The sequence below is a fragment of the Paenibacillus sp. XP01 genome, assembly GCF_057364885.1.
This window is the reverse complement of the sequence record NZ_CP139481.1, coordinates 3,813,311-3,839,909: the sequence shown is the minus strand read 5'-3', so window position 1 is coordinate 3,839,909 and position 26,599 is coordinate 3,813,311. Positions and strand designations below refer to the sequence as shown.

At 47.3% G+C, this 26,599-nt stretch carries 25 protein-coding genes; 23 read left to right on the top strand and 2 right to left on the bottom strand.

Translation table 11 applies throughout. The annotated features are described in order from the left end of the window. Nucleotides 1-2 precede the first annotated feature (2 nt). From SNR34_RS17335 to SNR34_RS17225, 23 genes are all read left to right on the top strand, one after another. The gene (locus tag SNR34_RS17335; protein WP_486179743.1) at nt 3-719 is read left to right on the top strand and encodes a 6-phosphogluconolactonase; all 717 of its coding nucleotides are present in this window, start codon (nt 3-5) and stop codon (nt 717-719) included. A gap of 19 nt (nt 720-738) precedes the next feature. After that, nucleotides 739-1,665, top strand: a complete 927-nt coding sequence (locus SNR34_RS17330; RefSeq protein ID WP_486179742.1) for an ROK family protein — start codon at nt 739-741, stop codon at nt 1,663-1,665. Beyond that, nucleotides 1,662-3,047, top strand: coding sequence for a family 4 glycosyl hydrolase (locus SNR34_RS17325; protein WP_486179741.1), 1,386 nt, complete (start codon nt 1,662-1,664; stop codon nt 3,045-3,047). The genes SNR34_RS17330 and SNR34_RS17325 overlap by 4 nt, the downstream gene beginning before the upstream one ends. Before the next feature lie 10 nt (nt 3,048-3,057). Then, nucleotides 3,058-5,181 (top strand): glycoside hydrolase family 3 N-terminal domain-containing protein, encoded by a 2,124-nt coding sequence (locus tag SNR34_RS17320; RefSeq protein ID WP_486179740.1) that lies wholly within the window; start codon nt 3,058-3,060, stop codon nt 5,179-5,181. A 184-nt stretch (nt 5,182-5,365) separates the two neighbouring features. Next, a complete protein-coding gene (locus tag SNR34_RS17315; protein WP_486179739.1) occupies nt 5,366-6,277 on the top strand; it encodes an ABC transporter permease in 912 nt (303 codons plus the stop codon). Between the two features lie 15 nt (nt 6,278-6,292). Next, a complete protein-coding gene (locus SNR34_RS17310) occupies nt 6,293-7,165 on the top strand; it encodes a carbohydrate ABC transporter permease (protein WP_486179738.1) in 873 nt (290 codons plus the stop codon). Between the two features lie 20 nt (nt 7,166-7,185). Further along, entirely contained in the window at nt 7,186-8,811 is a 1,626-nt protein-coding gene (locus SNR34_RS17305; RefSeq protein WP_486179737.1) for an extracellular solute-binding protein, read from the top strand. Between the two features lie 181 nt (nt 8,812-8,992). After that, complete coding sequence (locus SNR34_RS17300) at nt 8,993-9,799, top strand: polysaccharide deacetylase family protein (RefSeq protein WP_486179736.1); 807 nt, start codon at nt 8,993-8,995, stop codon at nt 9,797-9,799. A gap of 164 nt (nt 9,800-9,963) precedes the next feature. Continuing rightward, entirely contained in the window at nt 9,964-10,761 is a 798-nt protein-coding gene (locus tag SNR34_RS17295) for an inositol monophosphatase family protein (protein ID WP_486179735.1), read from the top strand. Between the two features lie 309 nt (nt 10,762-11,070). Further along, on the top strand, nt 11,071-11,838 hold the full coding sequence (locus SNR34_RS17290) for a DeoR/GlpR family DNA-binding transcription regulator (RefSeq protein ID WP_486179734.1): 768 nt from the start codon (nt 11,071-11,073) through the stop codon (nt 11,836-11,838). Nucleotides 11,839-12,024: 186 nt separating this feature from the next. Further along, nucleotides 12,025-13,236 (top strand): pyridoxal phosphate-dependent aminotransferase, encoded by a 1,212-nt coding sequence (locus SNR34_RS17285; RefSeq protein ID WP_486179733.1) that lies wholly within the window; start codon nt 12,025-12,027, stop codon nt 13,234-13,236. Nucleotides 13,237-13,279: 43 nt separating this feature from the next. Further along, nucleotides 13,280-14,176 carry a carbohydrate ABC transporter permease gene (locus SNR34_RS17280; protein WP_486179732.1) on the top strand — a complete coding sequence of 299 codons (897 nt, stop codon included), beginning with the start codon at nt 13,280-13,282 and terminating at the stop codon, nt 14,174-14,176. Between the two features lie 98 nt (nt 14,177-14,274). Further along, nucleotides 14,275-15,012: a carbohydrate ABC transporter permease gene (locus SNR34_RS17275; RefSeq protein WP_486179731.1), complete on the top strand. Its 738-nt coding sequence runs from the start codon at nt 14,275-14,277 to the stop codon at nt 15,010-15,012. A 24-nt stretch (nt 15,013-15,036) separates the two neighbouring features. Continuing rightward, a complete protein-coding gene (locus SNR34_RS17270) occupies nt 15,037-16,359 on the top strand; it encodes an ABC transporter substrate-binding protein (protein ID WP_486179730.1) in 1,323 nt (440 codons plus the stop codon). A gap of 16 nt (nt 16,360-16,375) precedes the next feature. Further along, the gene (locus SNR34_RS17265; RefSeq protein WP_486179729.1) at nt 16,376-17,884 is read left to right on the top strand and encodes an alkaline phosphatase family protein; all 1,509 of its coding nucleotides are present in this window, start codon (nt 16,376-16,378) and stop codon (nt 17,882-17,884) included. A 6-nt stretch (nt 17,885-17,890) separates the two neighbouring features. Beyond that, the gene (locus tag SNR34_RS17260; protein ID WP_486179728.1) at nt 17,891-19,030 is read left to right on the top strand and encodes a M20 family metallopeptidase; all 1,140 of its coding nucleotides are present in this window, start codon (nt 17,891-17,893) and stop codon (nt 19,028-19,030) included. 45 nt (nt 19,031-19,075) lie between these two features. Further along, nucleotides 19,076-19,822, top strand: coding sequence for an HpcH/HpaI aldolase family protein (locus SNR34_RS17255; RefSeq protein WP_486179727.1), 747 nt, complete (start codon nt 19,076-19,078; stop codon nt 19,820-19,822). Nucleotides 19,823-20,071: 249 nt separating this feature from the next. Continuing rightward, a complete protein-coding gene (locus SNR34_RS17250; RefSeq protein ID WP_486179726.1) occupies nt 20,072-21,619 on the top strand; it encodes a spore germination protein in 1,548 nt (515 codons plus the stop codon). 6 nt (nt 21,620-21,625) lie between these two features. Continuing rightward, nucleotides 21,626-22,840, top strand: a complete 1,215-nt coding sequence (locus SNR34_RS17245; protein WP_486179725.1) for a Ger(x)C family spore germination protein — start codon at nt 21,626-21,628, stop codon at nt 22,838-22,840. Further along, nucleotides 22,837-23,061, top strand: coding sequence for a hypothetical protein (locus SNR34_RS17240; RefSeq protein WP_486179724.1), 225 nt, complete (start codon nt 22,837-22,839; stop codon nt 23,059-23,061). The genes SNR34_RS17245 and SNR34_RS17240 overlap by 4 nt, the downstream gene beginning before the upstream one ends. Before the next feature lie 13 nt (nt 23,062-23,074). After that, nucleotides 23,075-24,172: a GerAB/ArcD/ProY family transporter gene (locus SNR34_RS17235; RefSeq protein WP_486179723.1), complete on the top strand. Its 1,098-nt coding sequence runs from the start codon at nt 23,075-23,077 to the stop codon at nt 24,170-24,172. 285 nt (nt 24,173-24,457) lie between these two features. Further along, nucleotides 24,458-24,658: a hypothetical protein gene (locus tag SNR34_RS17230; RefSeq protein ID WP_486179722.1), complete on the top strand. Its 201-nt coding sequence runs from the start codon at nt 24,458-24,460 to the stop codon at nt 24,656-24,658. Between the two features lie 486 nt (nt 24,659-25,144). Beyond that, nucleotides 25,145-25,549 (top strand): hypothetical protein, encoded by a 405-nt coding sequence (locus SNR34_RS17225; protein ID WP_486179721.1) that lies wholly within the window; start codon nt 25,145-25,147, stop codon nt 25,547-25,549. Between the two features lie 477 nt (nt 25,550-26,026). Here SNR34_RS17225 and SNR34_RS17220 read toward each other — a convergent pair whose 3' ends face one another. Beyond that, nucleotides 26,027-26,314: a GNAT family N-acetyltransferase gene (locus SNR34_RS17220; protein ID WP_438286784.1), complete on the bottom strand. Its 288-nt coding sequence runs from the start codon at nt 26,312-26,314 to the stop codon at nt 26,027-26,029. Further along, nucleotides 26,311-26,553, bottom strand: a complete 243-nt coding sequence (locus SNR34_RS17215) for a (4Fe-4S)-binding protein (protein ID WP_290371407.1) — start codon at nt 26,551-26,553, stop codon at nt 26,311-26,313. The genes SNR34_RS17220 and SNR34_RS17215 overlap by 4 nt, the downstream gene beginning before the upstream one ends. Between the last annotated feature and the right edge of the window lie 46 nt (nt 26,554-26,599).

Sequence of the window (26,599 nt, the reverse complement as noted above, 5' to 3'; positions counted from 1 at the left end):
GCATGATTCGAATTTTCGAGACAGAAGAGGATGTTGCAGCGGCAGTTGCTGCAGAGATGAAGACCCAGTTATCGGACGATCATCCGGTGTTTTGTTTGGCCTCAGGCAGCACGCCGCAGAAGAGCTACCTGACATTTGCCCAAGACGCCGGGATCCACGCTGAAACTAGTCATCTGAAGATTGTGAGTCTGGATGAATGGGTGGGCGTGAGCCAAGAAGTTGAAGGAAGCTGTTATCAAATGCTGAACGAGGATCTATTCTCGCTGATCCAGCTTGATCCTCGGCAGATCGAATTCTTTGATGGAACGGCACCTGATTTGGAGGAAGAATGCTTGAGGATTGACCGCTTTATTAAGCAGCATCCGATAACGTTCAGTTTGATGGGCGTTGGAATGAACGGTCACATCGGCCTGAATGAACCAGGCAGTCCGAGCCTGTCCTACAGCAGCGTGGTCGATTTGTCGCCGACGACCCGGACAGTGGCCCAGAAATATTTCCGGCAGCCCACGCATTTGGACAAAGGGATTACCTTGGGGCTAGGGCAAATCACCGCCAGCAAACGGGTGGTTGTCGTCATCACCGGCGGGCATAAAGCCGAAGTTGTCCGAGACATTTTTACAAATCCGGACGCCAAGCTTCCTGCCCAGGAGCTTCTCGGTTACGAACATATTGATTTCTACCTGGATTCCGAGGCGGCGAAGTACGTTAAAGAGCGATAAAAACTGAGGAGTTCAAATTATGAGTAACCATGTCATTGGCGTAGATATAGGAGGAACCAACATACGAGTTGGACTGGTGGATGAGCAGCTGCGGCTGGTTCGAAAAGAGACCGCATTGACCGGGGATTTTCAAACCGGAGAAGACCTTTTTCGTCATGTCAGGCGACTGATCGAAAAAGCAGATTTCCACCGGTCTGCCGATAAGGTTGGCATAGCCTTGCCTGTTCCCTGGAGAGAGGGGAATGAGATTCTATACGATGCGACCAATATTCCCTGCTTGGAAGGGATTCATACCGATGTGATCAAGCGGATTTTAACGGGATACGAGGTTCACTTCGAAAATGACGTCAATGTTGTGACCCTGCTTGAATCAGAGCAGGGCGCGTCGAAAGCGTATCATCAGTCGATTTATATTACAGTGAGCACAGGAATCGGCAGTGGGATTATCGTGGACAACAAGCTGTTTCACGGAGCACACGGTTACGCTGGCGAGATTGGCAGCATGGTGATCTCCGATCACGGAAAGCACCATGCCCATGCCTCTCTTCAGCCGGGCACGCTGGAAGCTCTCTGCAGCGGCAGGGCCCTGGAGAGAGGAAGCAAACGCCTGTACGGTAACGAGGCCACGGTAAACTTGCTTTTCGAGAATTACAAACGGCACGACGAGAAAGCCCAAAGGTTTATAAAGGAATGGGTCGAACACTTCTCCAACGCGATTGCTTCTTTGATGCAAACGATCGACCCGGATGTCATCGTCATTGGAGGGGCAGTCATTCACCATAATCCATGGTTGGTCGATCAAGTGATTGAAAGCGCTACAACGAAAGTGTTCAAGCATTTAAGAGACAAAGTCCATGTCGTCCTTTCCCGGTTCGGCCCTGATGCAGGAATCATCGGAGCAGGGTACATGGCGCTAAAAAATGACAAAGGAGCACGAACAACATGAAGAAAATGAAAGTGGCTTTAATTGGAGCAGGCAGCGTCTCTTTTGCTTTGGGAGCGCTTCAGGATATGGTACTGTCCGAGCGATTGAAAACCCAGGTGGAGCTGGAAATCGCCCTGATGGATATCGAAGAAGAAAACGTGGCTCGAACGTACAAATATGCTACGGATATGTTCACCGCATTCTCGCATCCGGCGAACATTTGGCAGACGACCCGGCTGGAGGCGGCGCTGGAGAAGGCGGATTTCGTCATCGTTGCCATTGAAGTGAACCGCTATTTCTACTGGTCCCAGGATTTCCACGTACCTCGGCGATTTGGCAGCAAGCAAATTTACGGGGAAAACGGCGGTCCCGGCTCAATGTTCCATACCTTGCGGAATCTGGGCCCCATGCTCGAAATCGCCCGCACCATGGAACGCGTATGTCCAGACGCATGGTTCATCAACTATACCAATCCTGAAGCAAAACTGGTAGAAGCCATTTCCAAGCTCACCTCGATCAAAATCGTTGGTCTATGCCACGGGCTTGATATGGGAATCGAGCAGCTGTCCCAATTCCTCGAGATGGATATCAGCGACATCGGAATGGAAGGCGGCGGCCTCAACCATTTCGGCTTCTTCACCAAAATCTGGAACAAAAAAACAGGGGAAGATTTGTATCCTTTATTTGATGAAAAAGAACGCAAAGCCAACCGTCTGGCTCAATTCGATCATGTTGCCCTATCGAGAACGATGTACCGCACATACGGATATTATCCGTATCCAGGAACCAATCATTGTGGCGAATATGTATCTTATGCCGAAGATTTCTATGCGGGCTTGTCCTTGCAGTACCGGTATGATCCTATTCGTGAGAAGCTTTGGGAGGACGATTCGAGAACTCCGGATTTCGTATATTGTGCAAGCGGTAACAGTATCGATCAAGGCTTGTTCGCACAAGTCCAAACACAGGAATTATGGGTGGAAGAGGCCTATATTTTCGACAAGGAAAAGGTGAGCTGCAGCAATGAATATGCCATTCCGATTATTGAAGCCATTTTCTTCGATGATGAGATTGAACTGAATGCTGTCAATTTGCCGAACAAAGGGGCGATCAAAGGGCTGCCCGACGATATGGTGGTTGAGACGCAAGCCATCGTTAACGGTAAAGGAATTACGTTGAAACCGATGACGGTTGAACTGCCGACCGCGATCATCGGAACGATTCATATTCAAGGAACGATTCACAAACTGCTGCTTGAGGCTTATGTAGAGCAATCCAAGACGAAGCTTCTGCAGGCCATTTTATTGGACCCTCAATCCCCTACGTATTATCAGGCCTGCGCAATGATTGACGAGATGTGCAAATTGCAGCAAGATATTCTGCCTCCGCTGGAGTGGAAATAAAGGAGCAGTTATGGAAAATCGCAAAATTATCGAATTGCTTCAGGAAATGACGCTTGCCGAGAAGATCGGACAGCTTTCCCAGACTACCGGAGAACATTATATTGGCAAGGTAGACAGCGAAATGGTCGAAACAGGTCCAGACTTCCCTGCCCATATGCTTGAGGGAGATACCCTGTATACGATGGGAAGCATCATCGGCGTCTCAAGCGCCGAAATCACGAACCGGATTCAAAGCCAGTATTTGAAAAAGTCAAGACTCAAGGTTCCTTTGCTGTTCATGCACGATGCGATTCATGGCTACAAAACGATTTTCCCTATACCATTGGGCCTTTCCTGTACTTGGGATGAGCGTATTTTGCAGCAGGTTGCGGAGGACACCGCTTCCGAACTGCGTGCTGCCGGCATTCATGTGAATTTCTCGCCGATGGTCGACCTTGTGCGTGACTCCAGATGGGGAAGGGTGATGGAGTCCTTCGGCGAAGACCATTTATTGTCCGGCAACCTTGGCCGAGCGATGATCAGAGGTTATCAAAAAGGAGAGCACGGCGTTATCGCCGATTCGGGAGTTGCGGCTTGTTTGAAGCATTTTGCGGCCTATGGAGCTGGCATCGGGGGGAAGGACTACAACGCCGTAGATATGTCCTGGAGAGAATTTTACGCCTACTATGGCAAGCCCTATGAAATTGCCCTGCAAGAGAAGCCTAAATTCGTCATGAGCTCTTTCAATAGCTTTAACGGCATACCCGTGAGTGCAAGCGAAGAGATGATGAAGGAAATTTTGAGAGGCACTTATCAATTTGATGAGATCGTTATATCGGATTGGGGCGCCGTCTCCGAATTGCAGAACCACCGCATTGCCGCGAACGGTAAGGAAGCCGCCGAATTAGCCTTGAAAGCAGGCATTGATATCGAAATGGTTTCGACGCTGTACCTGGAGCACTACGAAGAAATTGTTTCAGAGAATCCGGCGCTTCTGCAGGAGATTGATGCAGCAGTACTGAAGATTTTGCAGCTCAAAAATGAACTGGGCCTGTTCGAAAATCCTTATGCAGACGAAGATCAGGAGCATGAAGTCCTTTTGAATCCACGTTTTCTGGAAGATGCAAAGAACGCGGCCAAACGAAGCTGTGTATTGTTGAAGAATGAACAAATGCTGCCTCTAAAACAACAATACGAAAACATCATCATCGTTGGTCCATTTGCCGGCAGCAATCAATTATTGGGGAATTGGCAATGCAAGGGCAGCTTCGATGACGTTGTTACCTTGGCAGAAGGAATGAAGCGAGCGAATGAAGCTTTTGATGTGCAAGTCTACGAAACCCTCAAGGACTGTCCAGCTTCCCGATTGGCACAATGCGATTTCATTGTCGTGGCGATCGGTGAGCGATGGGAATTAAGCGGCGAAGGACATAGCAGCGTAAACATCGAACTGGAGAGCAGCCAGCAGCAGCTGATCCGCGAAGTCAAGCAGACGAACAAACCGTATGCGTGCATCTGTTTCTCCGGCAGACCGTTGGCTCTTCAAAAAATTATTGATGATATTCCGGCTCTCTTGTGGTGCTGGTATCCAGGTTCGCAAGCCGGAAATGCAATTGCCGAGCTGATTACAGGCCTCGATACCCCTACCGGAAAGTTGACGATGTCTTTCCCTCGTCATTCGTCGCAAGCGCCGATCTATTACAATGAATACAGCACGGGGCGGCCTGCCAACGAATCAAGCTACAGCAGCAGGTATCAAGACTGCGAGATCGGACCTTTATTTCCTTTCGGTCACGGACTGACTTACACCGATACGCAGTATTCGGACTTCCGGATTTCAGGTCATGAGCTGACGGACGATCAGGAATTAACGATCTCTTTTGAGGTAAGCAATCCAAGCAAGTATGATTATGACGAGACGGTTATCTTATACATTGAGGATCTCGTCTCAAGAGCAGTACGTCCCATCCGCGAGATGAAGAAATATCGGGTGATCAGCGTCCCGGCATATGAGACTGTTTCTGTGCAGATGACGTTGAGTGTAGAGGATTTTCGATATTTGGATCACCATTTGCAGCAAACGATAGAACCGGGGACATTCAATATTTATATCAATGATCTTCAACATCCTATTGCATCCGTAGAATATCGTTAATAAATCGCGCATCAAATTGTTTTTTTGGAAATGGACGCCAGACTCGCCTATTTATTAAATGAAGTTAATTAATTATGTAAAATTTTTCCGCACAGCAAATTGAACTTGATGAGGGAGTCTGGCTATTTCCAGGTGACGCCTGGATGTTGCAAAACTAAAAATGGGATAGAGAGGGGGTAAGGAGATGTTATCCAAATGGAGACGCAAGTTTCTTTCCCAGTGGGAGCTTCAAGTCATGGTCTGGCCTAGCATCATATTGATGGTTGTTTTCTCGTTTGTTCCGATGTTCGGACTGGTTATCGCATTTCAGGACTATTCTCCCTTATCCGGCTTTACGGGTTCTGAATTTGTGGGCTGGGATAATTTCAAAGCTTTTTTGGGGGACAACGATTTCTATAATGTGTTAACGAACACGTTAGGGATCAGTTTGATGAAGCTTTTGATCGGTTTCCCGCTTGAAATCGTTTTGGCTATTTTGATCAATCAAATCCGATTGAGTTTCTTTAAGAAATTCACGCAAACGGTTTCTTATTTGCCCCATTTCTTGTCATGGGTCATTCTTGGCGGCATGATTACATCATGGCTCGGATCGACCGGCCTTTTGAACAGTTTCCTTCTATCCACGCATCTTATATCTGAACCGATCTCTTTCTTGTCCAATGCAAACGCTTATTGGTGGATAGCAACGTTATCGGATATTTGGAAAGAGGTCGGCTGGGGAACCATTCTTTATTTGGCAGCCATAGCCGGGATTGATCCATCGTTGTATGAAGCAGCTAAAGTGGATGGAGCCAAAATTTTGAAAAGAATCTGGCATGTGACGATTCCAGGCATCAAAAACATTATCGTATTGATGTTTCTGCTCCGCATTGGCTCGATTCTCGGGGCAAATCTGGATCAGACGCTGGTCCTGCAAAACGCTTCGAACATGCCGCGCAGCGAAGTTATTGATTCGTATGTGTATCACTTGGGCCTTGCGCAAGGAGACTTCTCATTTGCAACGGCTGTCGGCATCTTTTCTTCTGTTGTTTCGGTCACTTTGCTTCTGATCGCCAATGTTCTGACCAAAAAGCTTAGTGACAGCTCCATTTTCTAGAAAGGAGGCAACCGTATGGGACTGGATCGAGGCGAAAAAATATTCAATATGTTTAACATGGTGTTCATGATTGTTTTTGTTTCCGTCATTGTATTTCCCTTGCTCAATATCATTGCCCTTTCCTTCAACAATGGTTATGACGCGATGAAGGGAGGCATCTACCTGATGCCAAGGGAGTTTACGCTAGTCAACTATGAGACCATTTTGAAGGATACGACCATATACAGAGCATTCGGTGTGACCGTTGCCAAAACGGTAATCGGTGTCATTGGGCATTTGGCCGTTACAGGAGCTGCAGCTTATGCTTTGAGCAAGTCCTATTTGTTGGGGAGAAAGATATTCATCCGTATGGGGATCATCACGATGTTTTTCTACGGAGGAATGATTCCGTCATTTCTGGTCGTCAAGTCGCTCGGGCTGGCAAACAGTTTCTGGGTCTACATTATCCCTGTATTATTCAGCTTTTACGATATGATCATATTAATGAACTTCTTCAGGAACTTACCGGAATCCATCGAAGAATCGGCCAAGATCGACGGAGCCAGTGTATTTCAAATTTTCTTCAAAATTATCGTTCCCTTATCTTTTCCGGTACTCGCCACGATTGCTTTGTTTCATGGCGTCTATCAGTGGAATGATTTCTTCGTCGCCAAGCTGTACGTGACGGATAAAACATTGTACCCGATTCAATATTATTTGTATCAGATGTTAACGAGTGCCGGTGCTGCGAGCTCTGCCAAAGCGGGAGTATATATATCCACGGCATTTACGACGCAATCGTTGCAGCAAGCCACGATGATCATAACAACCTTGCCGATTATGCTGGTTTACCCATTTCTTCAGAAATATTTTATTAGCGGCATGCTGGTCGGAGGCGTCAAAGAATAAGGATAAGAACGGGGGAAAACATGATGAAGAAATCGATCATCATTATGACTTTGGCTGCATTGGCATTATCGTTGACAGGCTGCGGGGGGAAGGCAAACACGACCGAGCTGCCGGACTCTAGGATTGAAGTGGACCAAAATACGCCGAGTTGGAAGAAAGACAAGGCCAAAGCCGAACTGGATTGGTATATTAACTTTGACTGGTTTGCTCAATCCTGGGGCAATGACGTAGCTTCCAAGTTCATTACAGAAGATACCGGAGTCAACATCACGTATCTGGGAGGCAGCGACGACAAGCTCAATACGATGATGGCCTCCGGGGATCTGCCCGATATCATTACGATGGATGGAAGCAACCCGTTAGTTAAGGATGCCGAAAAATTTGCGATTCCGCTGGATGAGCTGGCCAAGAAATACGATCCTTACTTTTTGGAAACCGCTTCCAAACCTGAAACGCTCAAGTTCTTTACAAGGGATGACGGCCATATTTACGGGTATCCCAATTTCTCCAACACGAAATCCGATTATGAAAAGGGCGGCATTTACGGCAATCAGGCGTTTCTGGTGCGGAAGGATATCTATGAACAGCTCGGCAAGCCGGATATGACCACGCCTGAAGGATTTATTTCTGCATTGGAAGCCGTGCAGAAGCTTGGTGCGAAGGATGAACTGGGAAAAACGATGATTCCGATTGGCGTGACCCCATTTACAGGAGATAGCTCTGAGAAGAACGGGGTGTTTAATAGAACGCTGGCCGATTTTATCGGAGTCCCAATGTTGACAGAAGAGGGTAAATACTACGACCGTTATATGGATGCCGATTTTCAGAAATGGCTGAAGGTGTTCGTCGAAGCGCGTCAAAAAGGGTTGGCAGACCGGGATATGATTACGATGACCGGAGACGACAAAAATGCCCGGATCACGAACGGCAGCTATTTCGCGTATTTCGCTGCGGATTTGACCGGGGAGACAGATTCGCTGTCCGTGTGGGCGAATGAGCACCCGGGTAAGGAGTATATTGCTGTTAACGGGCCATCGTCTACGGTTGGAAGAACGACTGCCTTGCCAGGAACGTCCATCGAAGGCTGGACTCAAACTTTCATCACGAAAAGCAGCAAGGACCCGCAAAAAGCGATGGAGCTCATAACATATCTGGTCAGCGAGGAAGGGAACAATGTGATGAATTTTGGACGAGAGGGGGAAACTTACAGCCTGGTGAATGGAAAGCCGGTCTTACATGATGACTTATTGAATTTCAAGCAGACGGATCCGGCGGGCTTTGAGAAAGAAATCGGCTTGACGACTCATCTGTGGCTGCAGGACAGTGCTTTGCTTTCGCGTCAAATGGGACTTTCGCAGTTTCCGAAGGCTTTGCAGCAGGCCAAACAATGGACCAAAGACCATGTAGTGCCGCAATTCGAACTTGCAGGACTGGACGTTTATTTATCAAAACAGTCTTCGAGAAACGCAGAGAAGATCGAGCAGAACTGGTCGCAGACGATCGCCAAGATTTTGGATGCCAAGTCGGACAAGGAAGTCGATCAGGCGATGGCCGAGTTCGTCCAATATCGAAAGGATAATGGGTTCGATAAGCTGGTGGAGGAACGAAATAACCAAATTGAAGCGAATGTAAAGAAACTGGAGTAAATTACAGGAATCATCAAAAGAGGGCTCTCCGATCGAAGAGCCCTTTTAACTATATTCCGGCAGTGGTTTCGTCTATGCTGAGCTCTCCGGCCACATTAAAAACAAGCAGCAAGGCGACAGATCAATGCACATCCAGCTTCGGTTGGTATAGGAACATAGATGTAAGCAAAGGAGAATTGAAATGCAAATTCAGTATGATTGTTTTCCAGGCGGAGCACACAAGGCGCTAACTCTAAGTTACGACGACGGGAAATTGTATGACAAAAGACTGGTAGAGAAGTTCAATGAATATGGTCTCAAAGGAACGTTTCATTTAAACAGTGGCAAGTTTGGAACGGATGGGGTCGTTTCAAGCTCTGAAGTTGCAGTCTTATATGCAGGTCATGAAGTGTCCTGCCATACGGTTCATCATCCTTTTCTTGAACAAACTCCGGCCGAACAAATCGTTCAGGAAATTATGGAGGACAGGATAAGATTGGAAAGTATTGTAGGCTATCCTGTACGAGGGCTGAGCTATCCATTTGGAACCTATTCCGATCAAGTGGTGTCATTATTGCCTGCTTTGGGGATAGAATATGCTCGGACTATAGAAAGCCACGGCAGGTTTGATATGCCGAAGGATCTGTTCAGGTGGCATCCAACATGCCATCATAATAAGGTGATGGAGTACGCTTCTCAATTTGTTGCGTTAGAGGAAAGGCCCAGCCACATGGCATTGCTTTATGTCTGGGGCCATAGCTATGAATTTGAAGATGAGGGAAACTGGGATCTGTTAGACCGGCTAGGAGAAATTGTTGCGGGAAAGCAGGATATCTGGTATGCAACGAACGCCGAAATTGTTTCGTATATACAAGCTTTAAAAAGGCTTCGATTCTCTGCAGATTGTCGCATGGTTCATAATCCGTCCGCTCAAAGTGTTTGGGTAAGTATAAACGGCGTCCCTATCGAACTAACAGGTGGTAAGCTGACTAGCCTAGGGGTGAAATAGATATTGCCGGTACGTCCTGAAGTTTATAGTGGCGCTCTTTCACTGTCAAACAACATAGGCTACCGTTCATCATAAGGCACTACAGTTGAGTAGTTTGTGCTCATGGTAACCAAAACTTCTTCTGTGATATCATAGAAAAAAGCACTTTGAATGGAGGTTTATACATGTCTAATCCATACCTTCACGTACTCAAAGAATGTGTCATCGAGACCGGAAAAAATAGTTTGCGGCATTTGGAAGGAAACATTGATGTAGGTTCGAAAGCATCTCATAAAGAATTGGTTACATTTGTAGACCGCCAAAATGAGCAAATGATCATACAACGGATAAAGGAACATTTTCCTCATCACAAAATGATGGGGGAAGAAAGTTATACAGGAGAAGCGTTTGAGTCAAATGATTTCGTTTGGATTGTTGATCCGATCGATGGGACAACGAACTATTTACATCAAAAACAAACTTTCGCGATCTCCATCGCTTTATATCAGAATGGACAAGGGATCTGCGGGGCTGTTTACGACCCTTCTTCGGATGAACTTTTTTGGGCAGAGAAAGGTTCAGGTGCATATCTGGACAATAAACGACTTTGGGTGAATTCAACATCAGTCGTATTAGCCGATTCATTAATTTCTACGTTTATTCGATACGATCAGCAAGAAAAGAAACTTGGATTTGAAAGGTTCGTACATCGTATCGCTAATGAGTCAAGGGGAATCCGTATGATTGGATGCGGCTCACTGGAGCTGGCTTACGTGGCATGCGGAAGATTCGATGCATACTTTAGTTCATTTCAGAAACCGTGGGATTTTGCAGCAGGCAAATTGTTAGTCGAAGAAGCAGGAGGTAGTATTACTTGTTTAAATGGAGATCCGATTGATATATATATGACAGGCAGCAGTATTCTTGCGGCCAGCAAGGAGCTGCATCAGGAAATGGTAAATATCTCTCAGGATGTTTTGTAGTTGTACTCCGCACAAAAAAAATACAGGTGATCGTTGAGGGAAACTGCTAACAAAGGGGTTTCCCTCTTATTTATTATGTAAACTATTCAATGAGAATAATTCAGATATGTGGTTTTTATGTTGTTTAATCCGCCTGAATATGCTCTTAGTAGGAAAATACATTGTTATTAGAGTGTAAATGACCGAAAAGAAAGGTTAAATATCCTGTTTCCTTATGGATTCTTTGGTTTGGTTCAGTTAAGATGGATTCATGGCATACATACAGAATACAGAATATGGAGGTTAAGAATGCATTCTTCCTATAGCGAAGTGGAGAAGAGAAGGAATGATATCCTGCAGGAATTAGAGCAGCGCGACAAAGTTTATGTCAAGGATCTTGCCGAAAAATTCGGCGTGACAACCGAGACGATCCGTCGAGACCTGGACAAGCTGGAGAGTCTGAACAAATTAAAAAAAATCTTTGGCGGAGCCATCAAAACGAGTCATCAAAAGCTGGAATGGATCTATAACGATCGAGAGTCAATCAATCTGGAGATCAAAAAAAAACTTGCTGCCGAGGCAGCTAGCAGGGTAGAGGATAATGATATTATATTTCTTCTTGCCGGGAGCACCATCGCCCAAATGCCGCCATTCTTGCGAGAAAAAAAAGAGCTTACGGTGGTCAGCAATTCCGTCCCGATTATTTTTGAATTCGCCCAATATAAGCGAAATGGGGAATTTGACGGGCGATTGATTCAGATCGGCGGAGAGTTGCAGGTTTCCTCAATGGGAATGTCGGGCGTGCTGGCTCAAGACATGCTAAAAGACATTACCGTAAACAAAGCTTTCTTTTCCTGCGGGGGCTTTACGCCTGACAATATCAGTACATTTCAAAGCGAGACCGCTCTTATGATGAAAAGGCTGCTGACTCAAAGCCAAAAGAAAATGCTGGTAGCTGACGCTTCTAAAATGGGAGTCAGGCATCTGTATAAAGTAACTACTCTACTTGAAATGGACATGATTATTACGGATACGGACTTGCCCGAAGATTGGAAACCACACACCGAATTGTCCTCATTACAATGGGTTTCTATATAAATTAAAGAGCATTGCGATACAAGCAGCACATCGTGTGGAAACATATGATGTGTTGTTTTTATTTGGTTTTTTATTTGTAAATAAAAAATTTAACAATATAATGTTGTTGTTTTTACGGGTGTATTACATTTGCTTGTTATGATTTCAAATGTAGAAACCACATGAAGTGAAAGGGGAAACCAACCATTGAATGATCAACTGAGTCATCGTGTCCGTACGCTAAATCCTTATATCGGAGCAGAATTAAGAGATAAAGTCGAAACACTTCGCCGATCGGGGCGCAAGTTAATCGCGCTTAACGTGGGCGAGCCCGATTTTCCCACACCGGTCCATATTGCCCATGCAGGCATAGAAGCGATAATCAAGGGCGTGACGAAGTATACCCCCGTACAGGGGACGCATGATGTCCGGCAGGCAGTTTGTGACAAACTCAAGCGAGATAATGATCTTAGTTACAGTCCGGAGGAGGTGGTCATCACCACTGGAGCGAAGCAAGCCGTGGCGAATGCGCTGCTTTCGATATGCGATGAAGGCGACGAAGTGCTTTTGCCGATTCCCTGCTGGGGGAGTTACCCGGAAATGATCGCGTACGCAGGGGCGATTCCTGTGTTTGTTGAAACCGAGCCTGAACAAGACTTTCAGCTCAACGTAGAGCGGCTTGCCAGTAACATAACTTCCAAGACGCGGGCTATTTTGCTCACAAATCCGAATAATCCGACCGGAACGGTATTTGATCGAGAAACGTTGTATGCCATCGGCATGATCGCTGTTCGTCATGATCTTTACATTATTGCGGATGAAATCTATGAATATTTGAATTATGGCAAGAAGGTTCCCTCGATCGCCGCTTTAAGCGAGGAGATTAAAGCACGGACGATTACGATTAACGGATTATCCAAGGCGTATGCGATGACAGGCTGGAGAATCGGGTACGCCTGCGGTCCATTGCCCGTGATTCGCGCCATGACGGTCATTCAAAGTTACACCACCTCCAATCCTAGCTCGATCAGCCAATATGCGGCGATTGCAGCGCTCAAGGATGAGGGGGATTCGGTTCAGGAAATGACAAAATCCTTTGATGAACGAAGGCAATATCTGATTCGTGAAATTCGATCGATTGAAGGGTTGTCATGTCCTGATGCAACAGGCGCTTTTTATTTGATGGTTGATGTGTCTGGCTACTTTGGCTCCATGTATGAGAATAGGACGATTTCCAGCAGCAAGGACTTTGCGCAATATTTGCTGGATCAAGCGGGGGTCGTTGTGACGCCGGGGGACATGTTTAAGGCTCCTCGTTTTATCAGGCTTTCCTATGCTGCATCCATGGCGCAATTGCAGGAGGCTGCTGCATTGATCAGGTCGGCGTTGTCTTCTTTGCAAAGGAGTGAACATGGATAAACAATGGGCTTTTGAAAGGAAGAGGATCTTGAGCGGGCAAACGGTGAGTAACAAAAAAAGCATAGCCAAATGGTCGTATACAAACTTGACTGCCTATGTGTTGGTTCTTCCAGCCATCGTTCTTCTTGTCGTATTTCATCTTTATCCAATGTGCATGACATTTCTTCTAAGTCTGACGGACTGGAATCTGATTGCCCCTGATTTTAACTGGATTTTCGCAGGCAACTATATCCGGATGTTTTCCGCTCCCGAATTTTGGGCAGTTGTTGGACACACGTTTATATTTGGGATTTTTTCCGTCGGCTTTACGGTCTTGCTGGCTACTGTACTGGCTGTTGTGCTGGATGAAAAAATGCGGGGCGTCAGATGGTTTCGCTCGGTCGTATTTTTACCCTACATTACGCCTATGGCGGCCATAGGAACCCTATGGGTGTGGATGTACAACAAGGATTTTGGCCTGATCAACTGGGTGCTCGATTTCTTCTCGATTCCTGCCGCTCCTTGGCTGGCAAAGCCGGGGTGGGCCATGGCGGCGCTAATCATTACGAAGGTGTGGAAGGTGGTTGGCTACTACATGGTGATTCTGCTGGCTGGCAAGCAAAACATCGCGGAATCCCTGTATGAAGCGGCCAAGATGGATGGAGCGGGTAGGCTTCAGCTGTTTACCCGGATAACGCTGCCGCTGCTCTCTCCTTATATCTTGTTTGTTGTGATCGTCGCGTTAATTGGCGCTTTTGAAGATTTCGATCTGCTGTTTACGATGACCCGCGGCGGGCCGGCAGAAAGCACAAATATGATCATTTATTACATTTACCAGAATGCCTTTGAATTTTTTGATATCGGCTACGCTTCCGCAGCTTCATCGGCGCTTTTTGTGATTCTTATGCTCATCACGTTTATCCAGATGAAAGTCTCCAAAAGGTGGGTGCACTATTCATGAGACTGCAGCAAGTTGCATTTAGATGGTTCGGTTTCGCCCTTTTGAGTCTTTTTTCAATCATTATGTTATTTCCTTTTATCTGGATGTTGAGCAATTCATTGAAGAGCGTTGATCAAGTGTACATGTTTCCTCCTACGTTGATCCCGCAAGTGTTCCGCTGGGAAAACTACGTGGAAATATGGAAGCTGGCTCCGCTGGGCCGGTATCTATTCAATAGCTTATTTACAGCAAGTATCACGATCGTGATTCAACTGCTATTGATCATTCCAGCGTCTTATGCCTTTGCCAGATTGCGGTTTAAGGGAAGCGGGTTTCTGTTTCTCTTGGTGCTGGCTACCATGATGATTCCGGACCAGGTTACGTTTATCCCTAATTTTTTGACCATCAAACAATTGGGGTGGGTGGATACGTATATGGGCTTGATCGCGCCCTTCACCGTAAAAGCCTTTGGCATATTTATGCTGCGGCAAGCCTTTATGCAGGTGCCGAAAGAGCTTGAGGAAGCCGCTATCCTCGATGGCTGCGGACACACCAGAATCATGCGTCATCTCATGATGCCTTTATCGGGAGCTGCTGTTGTGACGTATATTTTGTTGTCCTTTATCTGGAATTATAATGAACTGTTTTGGCCGCTCATTGTAACCAACAATGAAAGTTTGCGGACCGTTCAGTTAGGACTGTCGCGATTTATGGAAGAAGGCGGCGGAGGAAGCGGAGGAACGCAGTGGAATCTGGTCATGGCCGCTGCTGCAGTCATTATCGCTCCATTAGTCGTAATCTTCATTTCCATGCAGAAGTTTATTGTTAAAGGTGTGGCCACTACGGGTTTGAAGTAAGCGATAAGCCATTAAAACAACGAGGTGAAACCATTGAAAAGTACATTCATTAAAAGTGTTCTCGTGGCGTCAAGTTTGGTTATGGTACTTGCAGGTTGCGGGCAAGGAGCTTCGTCTTCCTCCTCATCAGAGCAAAATAGCAAGCAGGGTCCGGTACAAATCGAGTTCTGGTACGGCAATAGCGGCGTGATCGGGGACACCATCAAAGACTTGACCGAACAATTCAATCAATCGCAAGATGAAGTGAAGGTCAATGCGGTGTTCCAGGAAAGTACGAATAATATCGGCAAGAAATTGTTGACGGCAATTGTGGGCAATGCTGTACCGGATGTTGTTCAGTTGAACGCGAGATTCTGGCCGGCCTTTGCTTACAATAAAGCATTGCTGCCGCTTGACTCTTATATTCAAAATGATCCGGAGTTTAAGTACGACGATTTTGTGGACAGCTTTGTAGATGACACTTTAATTGAAGGAAAGACATACACCCTTCCCTTCAACCGGAGTACGCCGATCCTGTACTACAATAAAGATATCGCGAAGGAGATCGAGCTTGATCCGGAGCACCCGGTTACCACTTGGGATGATATGATGGCTGCTGCGAAGAAAGCGACCGTCGTCAAGGATGGGAAGACCGAACGATTCGGCTATGCGTCATTGCTGCCTCCCCTTTACTACTACTCGTTGATGTGGTCCAATGGCGGAGATATTCTTACGCCGGATCATAAGGATGTTGTGATCGACCAAGCGCCAGCGATTCAAGGTCTGGAAATGTATCGGAAAATGATATATGACGATAAAACGATGATGCAGCCTATGGGCGGGAATAGAGACGGCGATCAAGAAATGATCAATTTCCAAAACGGCAAGGTCGCGTTCCTGCTGGCCTCGACAGGAGACCTGAACCAAATTCAAAATAATGTAAAGTTTGAGCTTGGCGTCGATTTTGTGCCAAAGTTTAAAGAATATGCTGTTCCTTCAACCTCCGGGGGAAATCTCGCCATTGTGGCCAAGGCCCCAAAGGAGAAGCAAGATGCAGCCTGGAAGTTCATGAAGTTCCTTACCGATAAGCAGCAAACCATTTATTTTGCCCAGCATACCGGATACATGCCGATTCGCAAATCTGCCGTCACCGCGTCTGAAATGACGAAGTTTTATGAAGAAAATCCGTTCTTCAAAATCACTGTCGACCAGCTTCCTTACGGGAAGGGAATCCCGGTCGTGCCTGACTTCGAAAAGATAGAGTCTGAAATCCAAAATGCGCTCGGAAGAACCTATGCCGAAAATGTTCCGGCCCAACAATCCATGAAGGAAGCTGCCGACAAGATACGCGAGCTGTTGAATAAATAGAGAGGACTGAGAAACCATGGGAAAAACGGCTGAAAAGAAAAGTCCTTCGGGACGGCGGGTGCTTATTATCGGAACGGACGGATTAAGGCCTGATCAGGTTAATGCCGATACGATGCCTACGTATTGCGAGTTAATGAAAAGCAGCACGCTGTTCAAATCCTTTTATTCGGCTTATCCATCGCTGACACGGGTGTGCATGGCCTCATTAACGACCGGATCCTATCCGGGGCAGCATGGTCTGATGGGCAATCTCATGTACGCGCCTCACTTTTCGGAAGACGGACTGCTGCAGACCGGTGACCATCGGAAAATATTGCAATTTCAGCAGCGAACGGGAGAAGATCTGCTCTTGCGTCCGACGCTCGGGGACCGGTTGGCCCAACAGAACTTGCGCTTGACGGTTTCGGGCGGAAGTTCGCCCGGAGCTTCATTGCTCTGGAACTTTAACCATCCGCAGCATGTCATGAATCCGTCCACCGACTATGGTATTTCAGAGCTTGGCGAATTGCATGCTGCCCGAGGCCCGGTCGCTGACGAAACCGATGTCTCCATCCGCAAAAAGGAGAGAACTTTATGGGCCGTTCGCACGCTTATTGAACAGCAATTGCCCGATGAGCAGAATACCGTTATGGTGCTGTGGCTTCCCGAACCGGACGAAACGCAGCATTATTGCGGCATCGCCTCGCCAGAGGCTAAACAAGCGTTACAGCTGGTGGATCAATGTTTGTCCGAGATTTTGGAGGCTGTCTCGCGACTTGGCCTCGAGGATGAGCTGGATATCATGCTCATCAGCGATCACGGACATTCGACGGCAAACATGGTCGGTAGCCTGGAGCATTATTTGGAACAAGCCCGAAAAGAATTGAACAGGGAACTGAATTTTATCGCGGTGGACGCTTTCATTTATGGGGATGACAATCAAGTCGAGGAATTGCGGGCCTTCGCTGACTGGCTATCCGCTCAATCTTGGTGCGGTATGTTATTGGCGAGAGAACCGCTTCATCAGCAGCTGAACAATGCTCTGCCTTTAAGTGCGGTGATCGGAAGCATTACCCACGAGAGGGCCCCTCTGTTGGCCGTGGTTCCAGCGTGGACCGACGAAATGAATCCGGATGGCATTCGAGGCGTCGTTCATTATTTAAACTCCAAGACGGAGAATAAAGCCTACCATGGCTCTATCCGAAATGAGGATATGCGACCATTTTGCATGGGATTCGGTCCCAGCTTTAAAAAAGGTCATGTGACGGATATTCCGGCAGGCATTATTGACATTGCACCAACGGCTTTGCACCTAGTCGGGGTTACGGGTGAAAGCGGCTTTACGGGAAGGGTTTTATTTGAAGGTCTGCAAGGTTGCGAAGAGCAGGCGGTTCAGCACGATGCTGTTAAGTATGAGGAATTATATGCGGACTCCGAACGAGTAAAAGGAATTCAGATCGCTGATGTGAATGGATCGACATATCTTACCGATTGTTTTTGTGAAAATACAAAAGAAGCTCTTTTGAAAGCCGCAAAGAAAGGATGAGATCCGATGCCGACCCATTTTTGGGACAACAAGGAAGCGGACATGCTTGACCTGATTGAGAAGATTGTCAATATCGATAGTGGGACGTTTGATAAAGCGGGTGTGGATCGGGTGGGGAAAGTACTGGCCTCTGCCTATCAGGCGCTTGGATTTCAGGTTACGGTCGATCCGCAGTCCGAGCGGGGCGATCATTTGGTCATTGTTCATCCTGAGGGGCAGCACATAAACATCTTGATTATTGGACATATGGACACGGTATTTCCTGTAGGTACCGCACAAAGCCGGCCATTTTCACGCGATGAAGCCTTTGCTTACGGACCCGGCATATACGACATGAAGGCCAGCTTGGTCATGACGCTGTTTGCGATAAAATCATTGGTCGAACAAGGTGACGAGAGCTTCAAGCGGGTCAAAATCATTCTGAATTCCGATGAAGAGCACGGTTCGATCTATTCCAGGGAATTGATTGAGCGGGAAGCGGCGAGTGTAAAATATGCTTTGATCGTTGAACCGAGCGATATGACGGGGAGGCTTATAACCGGTCGGCGCGGCGGCGGCAAATTCGAACTGCATGTCACCGGCAAGGCGGCGCATTCCGGGGAGGAACCGGAAAAGGGACGAAGCGCTATTGGTGAACTTGCCCATAAAATTATTCAACTTCATGCGCTGACCGATCCAGATGCAGGCATTCATGTCAATGTCGGGGTGATTAGCGGCGGAACGACGCCCAACACCATTGCTGCCCATGCCAAAGCTTCTATTGATGTACGAATGGAAACGCTGGAACAGGCAGTGGAGTTGGAGCGCAAAATCAGACATATTTGCGGGGCTGCAACGACTGAAGGAACAACGTTAGTTTTGCAAGGCAGTATTACAAGACCTCCGATGATCAAAACTGCGAAAACTGAGCATTTATTGAACATTGTGCAAGAAGAAGCGCTGCAGCTGGGAGAGTCGTTAACGGATATGAAAATAGGTTCAGGATCGGACGGCAACCTGACTGCGGCAGTAGGGGTGGCTACGATTGATGCACTTGGTCCGCGTGGCGGTAACGCACATACGGCGGAGGAGTTTTTGGATATTGAAAGCATGGTGCCTAGAACGAAGCTGCTGGCTAACCTGATTAAACGATTGAGTTGCGAATAAAATACCAATGTTATGTTTTTGGGGGGAACCGCTTTGCGAAATAAGATGAAGCAAAAACTGTTAGCGGGTAAAGCTGCCTTAGGGGTCTCCATAATGATCCCTTCTGTACAGCTTGTAGAAATGGCCGGGAAATTAGGATACGACTGGGTGCTGATTGATTGCGAGCATGGTTCCATCACCTTGGAAACCGTTGAATACATGGTCATGGCAGCGGAAGCGAGCAGCATTACACCGATCATTAGGCCGCAAAAGAACGATCCGGAGCTGATCGGGCAATACATGGATCGCGGTGTGATGGGGATCCAGGCGCCCCACGTCAGCTCTGCGGAAGAGGCTCGGGAAATCATCAACGCTGTAAAATACCATCCCATCGGCAGTAGAAGCTTGGCGGTGGGCACTCGGTCTGCCAATTACGGATTCGGGATCACGTTAACCGAATATGCCGAACAGGCTAATCAAGATTTGTTGGTCTGCGTGCAAATCGAAGACAAGGATGCTGTCGATAACCTTGATGCTATCGCAAAAGTTGAAGGAATAGACGTGTTGTTTATAGGTCCGTCCGACCTTTCGCAATCTCTTGGACATCCCGGAAATGCCGGGCATCCTGTAGTGCAAAAGGTTATGGATGATGCTTTTTCCAAAATCATTGAATCAGGTAAGGTGGCGGGTACGGCGGGGAATCTGGAAATAACGCCGAGACGTCTGGAGCAAGGCGTTCAGTATTACTATACGCATTTAACGACGCTCCTGGCTTATTCATCTTCTGCATTTTTAGGGTGTGTCAAGGATTGAATCCTCAAGCTATGCACACTAAATATTAACGAATTTGAACCATTTTAAAAATGCGGAAATATGTTTTAAAATTGAAAATTCAATGCGAGAAGGCGTTCCTGGATGATCAGGGAGCGTCTTTTTTCGTTGCCTGATGCCAAGATTTATGAATAAAAAATAAAATCAGACTTTTTGGTGAAAATAACGGAACGAGGAAATATATACAAATCCTGATTAATTTATTTGACGAGATAGGTAAGGTGACCCCATATGCAAAAACGGTCTTCGCACCCGCCAAAAACGAGCAGAGAAAACACCTCATCCGATTCAACGACATTGGTATCATCGCTTGACCGAAACGTCGACACGTTGAAGAGCATTTTGGGCCAGGCCGATGACGTCGTCTTTCGTTCCTTCCTGGTAGGCGGCGAGCTTGCGGCACAGCTTGTCTACATTCCCGATATGTCGGACAGCCAGGAAATCGACAACAACGTCATGAAGCCGCTTATGATGATGACCGATTCGGAACCAAGAGATATCTTATCGATCAAGAACCGGGTTTTGCCCATCGGGGCGATTGAGGAGCTCAGGGATCTTAGCGAATGCGCCGGGCAGTTGATTAAAGGTTACTCTTTGCTTCTGTTCGAGGATTGCGATCGGGCCCTGCTGCTTAAAATCGCCAAATGGGATAAACGATCCGTGGCAGAACCGCAGACCGAGCCGTCGCTGCGAGGTCCCCGCGAAGGTTTTACGGAATCGATTTCGACCAATTTGTCGCTGTTACGGCGAAAAGTCCAGAGCGTCAAGCTGAAATTAAAATCGTTCCGGATTGGCCGCAATACCGAAACAGAGGTTTATATCGCTTATATGGAAGGCATCGCGAAGCCGTCCTTGATTCAGGAGGTGGAGAACCGCCTGGAGCGCATCGATATGGACAGCCTGTTGGAAACCGGATACATCGAGGAACTTACAGAGGACGCCCCTTATTCGCCGTTTCCTCAGCAGCAGTTTACGGAGCGGGTCGATATCGCCGCCGCCGGCTTACTGGAAGGTCGTATCGTGATTCTGGTCGACGGTACGCCCGACGTGCTGATCGTTCCCGTAACGCTCGTTACTTTGCTGCAGGCGGCGGACGATTATTATAACCGTTCGTTATATTCAAGCCTGCTGCGCATTTTGCGCTACTTGACATTGTTTATTTCACTGATGCTTCCGGCGGTGTATGTTGCGCTGCTGACCTTCCATCAGGAGATGATCCCGAGCAAACTCTTGACGAGCATTGCATCCGCCCGAGAGGAGATCCCGTTCCCGACCATCGTGGAAGTGTTGATGATGCAGCTGGCGTTTGAGGTGCTGCGGGAAGCTGGCCTTCGTCTTCCGCGGCAAATCGGTTCGGCGGTGACGATCGTCGGTGCGCTCGTTGTGGGTGAAGCGGCGGTTTCCGCCGGCCTCGTATCCGCACCGATCGTCATTATCATCGCTTTCACGGGCATTGCGGGATTTACGGCACCGCATTATGCGCTGGAATTCGCCGTCCGTCTGCTGCGCATTCTGCTCATCCTGGCCGGAGGGCTGCTGGGGATTCTTGGCGTCATGTACGGTCTGCTTGCCATTATCATCCATCTGTGCACGCTGCGATCTTACGGAGTGCCTTATTTGTCCCCGATCGCGCCGTTTGTGCCGAGCGATATGAAGGATGCGGCGGTGCGGCTGCCGTGGTGGAAGATGATTGCGCGTCCAAGCTTTTCGGGGAAAAGCAATCGGCGGCGCCTGGCGTCAGGGCAGCGGCCAAATCCGGGTAAAGGTGGCGAACGTTAGAGCCTTATGGAAAAAAGAAAACCGATATCCGCCATGCTTCGGTTTCGCAATTGGCTGCTCCCTTTAGTGGCGGCAGCGGCTCTTCTATCCTTGACCGGCTGTTGGGACAGGGAAGAAGTGAACAGTTTGGCGATTGTCACGAGCGCAGGCTTTGACCGCACAAAGGACGGAGGCATCGAATTGACCCTGGAAATTGCAGCTCCCCAACAAAAGGAAAGCAGCAAGACGCAAAGCGGGGATCGTAAGGAACAGAAAGGAAAAACGATAATACACACCGCAGTCGGCGAAACGGCGGGAGACGCGCAGGGACGGCTGCAAATGATGCTGCCGCGCAAAATTTATTGGGGACAGCTGCAAGTGCTGATTATCAGCGAAGCGCTTGCGCGGGACGGGTTTCGTGAACAGCTGGATTACCTGGTGCGGCACGATGAGATTCGCCTGCGGGTCACTCCATTTGTCACCCGCGGTAAAGCACGGGATTTTTTCGAATTGCCTTATTTGTTGGAACAGACGAGAGCGGACCTTCTGCAAAGCGAATCCGCGCGCGTCTTTCAAAAATCGATGACGATAAGTCAATTGGTTCAGCACTTTAGCAGCGATCAGCAGTCGGCGATCCTGCCTTTCGTCGATTCCTCGAAGGAAGGAGGTGGCGGTGACGGGGTTCCCTATATCAAGGGTTATGCGGTATTTAACCACGGGAAGATGGTCGGAACGATGACGGGGGACTCGTTCTTTGCGATGAGATTGGTGATGAATCAATTGAAAAGAGAGGTACAAACCGTAAATGTAGAAGGAGCGTCTCCTTCCCGCGTAACACTCACGACCATCCGTTCGGACTGCCGCTTGCTTCCATCGCGCAAGAAAGGGGAATGGCAAATGAGTATCCGTATCAATTCAGACCTGAGCATGATCCAAAATACAACCCGACTGCCCATGTCGGAACCCAAACATATCCGCAAGGTTGAAGCGGCGATGGCTGAACATATTCGGCAAATCGTAAAACAGACGGTAGCAGAGCTGCAGCGTATGCGGGCCGATGTTTTCGGTTTCGGCGAGGCGATCCATCGTCAAAACCCCCGAGAATGGAGCAAGCTCGAGCCCCATTGGGATAAATTCTTCCCAAGGCTGGAAGTCAATGTGGCGGTCGATATTAACGTACGCCGGATCGGTATGAATAATGCACCTGCCGGGTTGCCGCCAGAGGAGCAAAGCAAGCCATGATTTGGGTGAACATTGCGGGAGTTTCGCTGGTCGTAGCTATGATCGTCAGGTTCGAGTGGCTCCGTCTGAACCAAGGCCTTATCCGGGAGCGGGTTATGCTTATCATCCTGGCGGCGATTGGATGGATTGCCGCCCTGCTGGTCATTATATTTCCCGAAATGCCGGGGCCGATTATGTTGATCGACTGGCTATACCAGCCGCTTGCCGGCTTATTACGTTGATGAGGTGATGCTGATGGTGGAAAAAGGGAAGATTTCTCCGGGTCAATTTGCGCTCCTGCTGTACTCACTAGCAGCCTACGACGGGCTGCTGCTGATTCCTAAAATTACAGGGGAGGCGGCGGGACGCGATTTATGGTTGTCGCCGATCTGGGCTCATCTCGTCGGCGTACTCTTCGTGCTGGCGATGCTGTGGCTAAGCCGCAAGTTTCCGCAAGAAACGAGCATAACGTACAGCAAGCGGGTATTCGGCAAGTGGGTGGGAAAGGCGGCTGGGTTCGTTATTCTGTTTTACGGCTTTTATCTGACCAGCGTTGTTCTAAGGATTTACAGCAACTTCATTTCCTCTGTTTTTTTGGAAAACACGCCCTCCTTCATTATTGCCGGGGGCATTATGTTTCTGGTGTCCTATGCGGTAAGGGGAGGAGCGGAGGTGCTGGGACGCCTGGCCCAGCTTTTTTTGCCGATTACGATCGTCGTGTTCGTGCTGCTCACCGTCCTCACTATCCCCGAATGGAACGTATCTAACGCTTTGCCGATCATGGGGGAAGGTCCGGGTCCATCGATGAAGGGGGCGATCGTTCCGATCACCTGGTTCTCAGGGTATCTGTTGTTGGGAATATACTTCCCGTTATTGTCGAATCAGCGGAAGGCGAAGCTGTTCGTGTTGATGGTCTGGTTGGGGGAGATGGTTACGCTGGCCATGTCCGGACTTGTGTCTGTTTTTCTATTTGGCGAGTATGCCAGCACGCTGAACTATCCTTTTGTCGAGGTCGTTCGTTATATCGGACTTGGCGAGTTTTTTCAACATATCGATGCCTTACTTCTTGCTGTATGGCTTCCCGGCACGTTTATCGAATTGACCACGTATCTTTATGCGGCGGTGACCGGAATGGCCGAGTGGACCGGACTGAAGGATTACCGGGCGCTCGCCTTTCCGCTTGGATTTTTGGCTTTAGTCTTGAGTTTCTGGGGCATTTCCAGTGATGTTGATTTTGACCGGTATTTGGCGACAAGCCACATTTTTCTTGATTCCACGTTTATCGCCTTTGGCCTGATTCTGTTCTTGACGGCCTGGGTCCGCAGCAAACTGGGGGCTTGGAAAACCAAATAAAGCCGCACCCTTTATTGAACTCCACGGACAATCCGTGATCCGTTAAAGCCTCCAACCACAATATTAAGGTGGTATGGAGGCCTTGCACACATGCAAACGAGCCAATGCTCTGTTTGGTCTATTGTAAGTTTGGCGACCGTGTTATAGGCCAGAGGCTTGCTAAGATCAACGAAAAGACTAAGGCATCTTGTTGCCTAATTTTCAGAAGGCTCAGGGTGGTCTGGCATTTAATATGGAGCAGAAGGTGAAAATACATTTTGGAAGATAATTACAGGGGGGGGTCAGATGAATAATCCTAAGGAAAAAGACCCACATCAACCAGCTGTTATTCGTTTGACCCAAATGCTTATGTATCTTGCTGCGGTTTTTAACGTAATTAATGGGATATATTTACTTGGCAGTCCCGAGTCTTTAAAAAAAATGGCTAAGTGTTGCGATGATTGCTACCGGTTTGGCGGCAGCCTTCGTGGGTTTTTGATTAAATAATCGTTCAGGGGCAGGACGAACGGCTGCAATGGTATTATCAGTCATTATGATTGTGCTGCGCTTGACTGAATTCGCGGTCTGGCATAACGCAGGATTTATCATTGGGGTTATTCTTCCTGTGTTCGTGATCTGGAGATTGAGTTCTCAAGAGGCCAAAACATGGTTTAAAAAAGAATAACATATATCTGCCTCGGTTCATTTCTGGTTAAATAAGTCCAGGTTCTGTGTTCAAGAGCAGCCTGTGAGAAGGCTGCTCTTTCTATTTTTTTGCCGATGCTGAATCCGATTTAAATTTCGCTATGCTCTTTCTATCTCCAAGTCTTTCAAACATCACGCTTAAATTGAAAAATGTGGAGTCAAGAAACGAATACACATTTACGAATTTGGATCAATAAAAAACCATACTTAAGTCTAATGTGTTATTGGTTTGTTGAAAAGTATAATTAAGGAAAATAATATACATAGAGATTGGAGAAAGCTAATTGCATGAAGATGAAGATGCCTGTAATGTTGCATGTGGCCCGCGCTTTACTAAGTTTGAAATTAATCATTTTGGTATATTCGATGGTGCAGCTGCAAATTAAAATTCGAGAAGCGGATGCCAAGTTTATGTATCTAGATGCCCATTCGGAAAGCTTATATTATGCTTTTGGAGCTGCCGAAGCTAGTATCTACATTGCGTTAATCCCTGCGTTATTAGCCGTCATTTTTATTAGCTGTAAAATGTATAAAACATCTCTGATTATTGTTATCCTTGGTCTTCTTCAGGTGTTCTCTTCGAAAGAGGTCTTGTCCATTCTAATTTATATTTTTGCGGTTCTTACAATCCTTCTCCATCGTCCCAGTCAAAAATATCTTCGAAGACAATCTTCCAATACAAAAACAACCTAGCAGTATACCTAGACTTTGGGCCGACACAAAACAAGGACGTTTCTAAGCAGGATCAGGTGAGGTATATCAATAGAAATAATACATATCAGACTTAAACACAATTCCCATCTCTCAATGCCAATTCTCTTTAGAGGGTTGGCATTTTTAAATCATAATATAATATGTAGGTAAGTGTTTCCTCGGAACAAGAGTGTGGTTAACGCCCGGTTGTACGTTATGGACCAGATCCGAACCCGTAGGATGACTAGCTCAGAAATGTGGAAGAAGATGGATCAGTGGACATTCTTGCCAGGCATGATCGTTCACGGTGTATTTAATACGAATGCGGTGTTGTTAACAGCGATGAGTTAGAAGGATGATTTTATGATGTATGCACGAATGAGCACTGATGAAAGGAGAAGAGCCTGAGATGAACGAAGAAATTTCGTACCCTCAGGCTCTTTGATCTTATTATAATCATAACTATATTATTCGTGATTACTTATGAAGAACATCCGCGTATTCGGAGAAACGTTCGAATCGTCCCTTGGCAAACGGGCATAAGGGCAAAATCTTGATACCGTTTTCCCGTGCGTATTCCACCATAGCTTCGACAAGCTGATCGCCAAGCCCTTGTCCCCGGTAAGCATTTTCGACCAACGTGTGATCGATAATATAAAGCTCCGGATTTGAAATGACATATGTCATCACGGCAGCAATGCCGCCGTTATCTCGAATAAGGAATCTTTTATTAGCGGTTTCATGTTCTACAATATGCAAGTTCATTCCTCTTTCTCCGTTGAATTTTCATCGTCCAGACGTCTATACGTCAGTGCTCCGCTTGGACAGGTATCAATATGTCGGGCAATGGCCTCCGTAGTGTCGGCATCGGGATTAACCCAAGGACGTTTGCTTAAATCAAAAACACCAGGGAGGCCCTTTACGCAAATACCGGAATGAATGCATACCTCTGGATTAAACATGACCTCGATATCTTTTCCGTAATATACCTTTTGCTTTATCACGATTCCTTCACATCTTTCCCTGTTGAGTTTTTGTTTATTGACATGG

Bases quoted from the DNA above. Each gene is read 5' to 3' on its own strand.
- SNR34_RS17335 (WP_486179743.1), top strand. From the start codon at position 3: ATGATTCGAATTTTCGAGACAGAAGAGGATGTTGCAGCGGCAGTTGCT.
- SNR34_RS17330 (WP_486179742.1), top strand. From the start codon at position 739: ATGAGTAACCATGTCATTGGCGTAGATATAGGAGGAACCAACATACGA.
- SNR34_RS17325 (WP_486179741.1), top strand. From the start codon at position 1,662: ATGAAGAAAATGAAAGTGGCTTTAATTGGAGCAGGCAGCGTCTCTTTT.
- SNR34_RS17320 (WP_486179740.1), top strand. From the start codon at position 3,058: ATGGAAAATCGCAAAATTATCGAATTGCTTCAGGAAATGACGCTTGCC.
- SNR34_RS17315 (WP_486179739.1), top strand. From the start codon at position 5,366: ATGTTATCCAAATGGAGACGCAAGTTTCTTTCCCAGTGGGAGCTTCAA.
- SNR34_RS17310 (WP_486179738.1), top strand. From the start codon at position 6,293: ATGGGACTGGATCGAGGCGAAAAAATATTCAATATGTTTAACATGGTG.
- SNR34_RS17305 (WP_486179737.1), top strand. From the start codon at position 7,186: ATGATGAAGAAATCGATCATCATTATGACTTTGGCTGCATTGGCATTA.
- SNR34_RS17300 (WP_486179736.1), top strand. From the start codon at position 8,993: ATGCAAATTCAGTATGATTGTTTTCCAGGCGGAGCACACAAGGCGCTA.
- SNR34_RS17295 (WP_486179735.1), top strand. From the start codon at position 9,964: ATGTCTAATCCATACCTTCACGTACTCAAAGAATGTGTCATCGAGACC.
- SNR34_RS17265 (WP_486179729.1), top strand. From the start codon at position 16,376: ATGGGAAAAACGGCTGAAAAGAAAAGTCCTTCGGGACGGCGGGTGCTT.
- SNR34_RS17260 (WP_486179728.1), top strand. From the start codon at position 17,891: ATGCCGACCCATTTTTGGGACAACAAGGAAGCGGACATGCTTGACCTG.
- SNR34_RS17255 (WP_486179727.1), top strand. From the start codon at position 19,076: ATGAAGCAAAAACTGTTAGCGGGTAAAGCTGCCTTAGGGGTCTCCATA.
- SNR34_RS17250 (WP_486179726.1), top strand. From the start codon at position 20,072: ATGCAAAAACGGTCTTCGCACCCGCCAAAAACGAGCAGAGAAAACACC.
- SNR34_RS17245 (WP_486179725.1), top strand. From the start codon at position 21,626: ATGGAAAAAAGAAAACCGATATCCGCCATGCTTCGGTTTCGCAATTGG.
- SNR34_RS17240 (WP_486179724.1), top strand. From the start codon at position 22,837: ATGATTTGGGTGAACATTGCGGGAGTTTCGCTGGTCGTAGCTATGATC.
- SNR34_RS17235 (WP_486179723.1), top strand. From the start codon at position 23,075: ATGGTGGAAAAAGGGAAGATTTCTCCGGGTCAATTTGCGCTCCTGCTG.
- SNR34_RS17230 (WP_486179722.1), top strand. From the start codon at position 24,458: ATGAATAATCCTAAGGAAAAAGACCCACATCAACCAGCTGTTATTCGT.
- SNR34_RS17225 (WP_486179721.1), top strand. From the start codon at position 25,145: ATGAAGATGAAGATGCCTGTAATGTTGCATGTGGCCCGCGCTTTACTA.
- SNR34_RS17220 (WP_438286784.1), bottom strand. From the start codon at position 26,314: ATGAACTTGCATATTGTAGAACATGAAACCGCTAATAAAAGATTCCTT.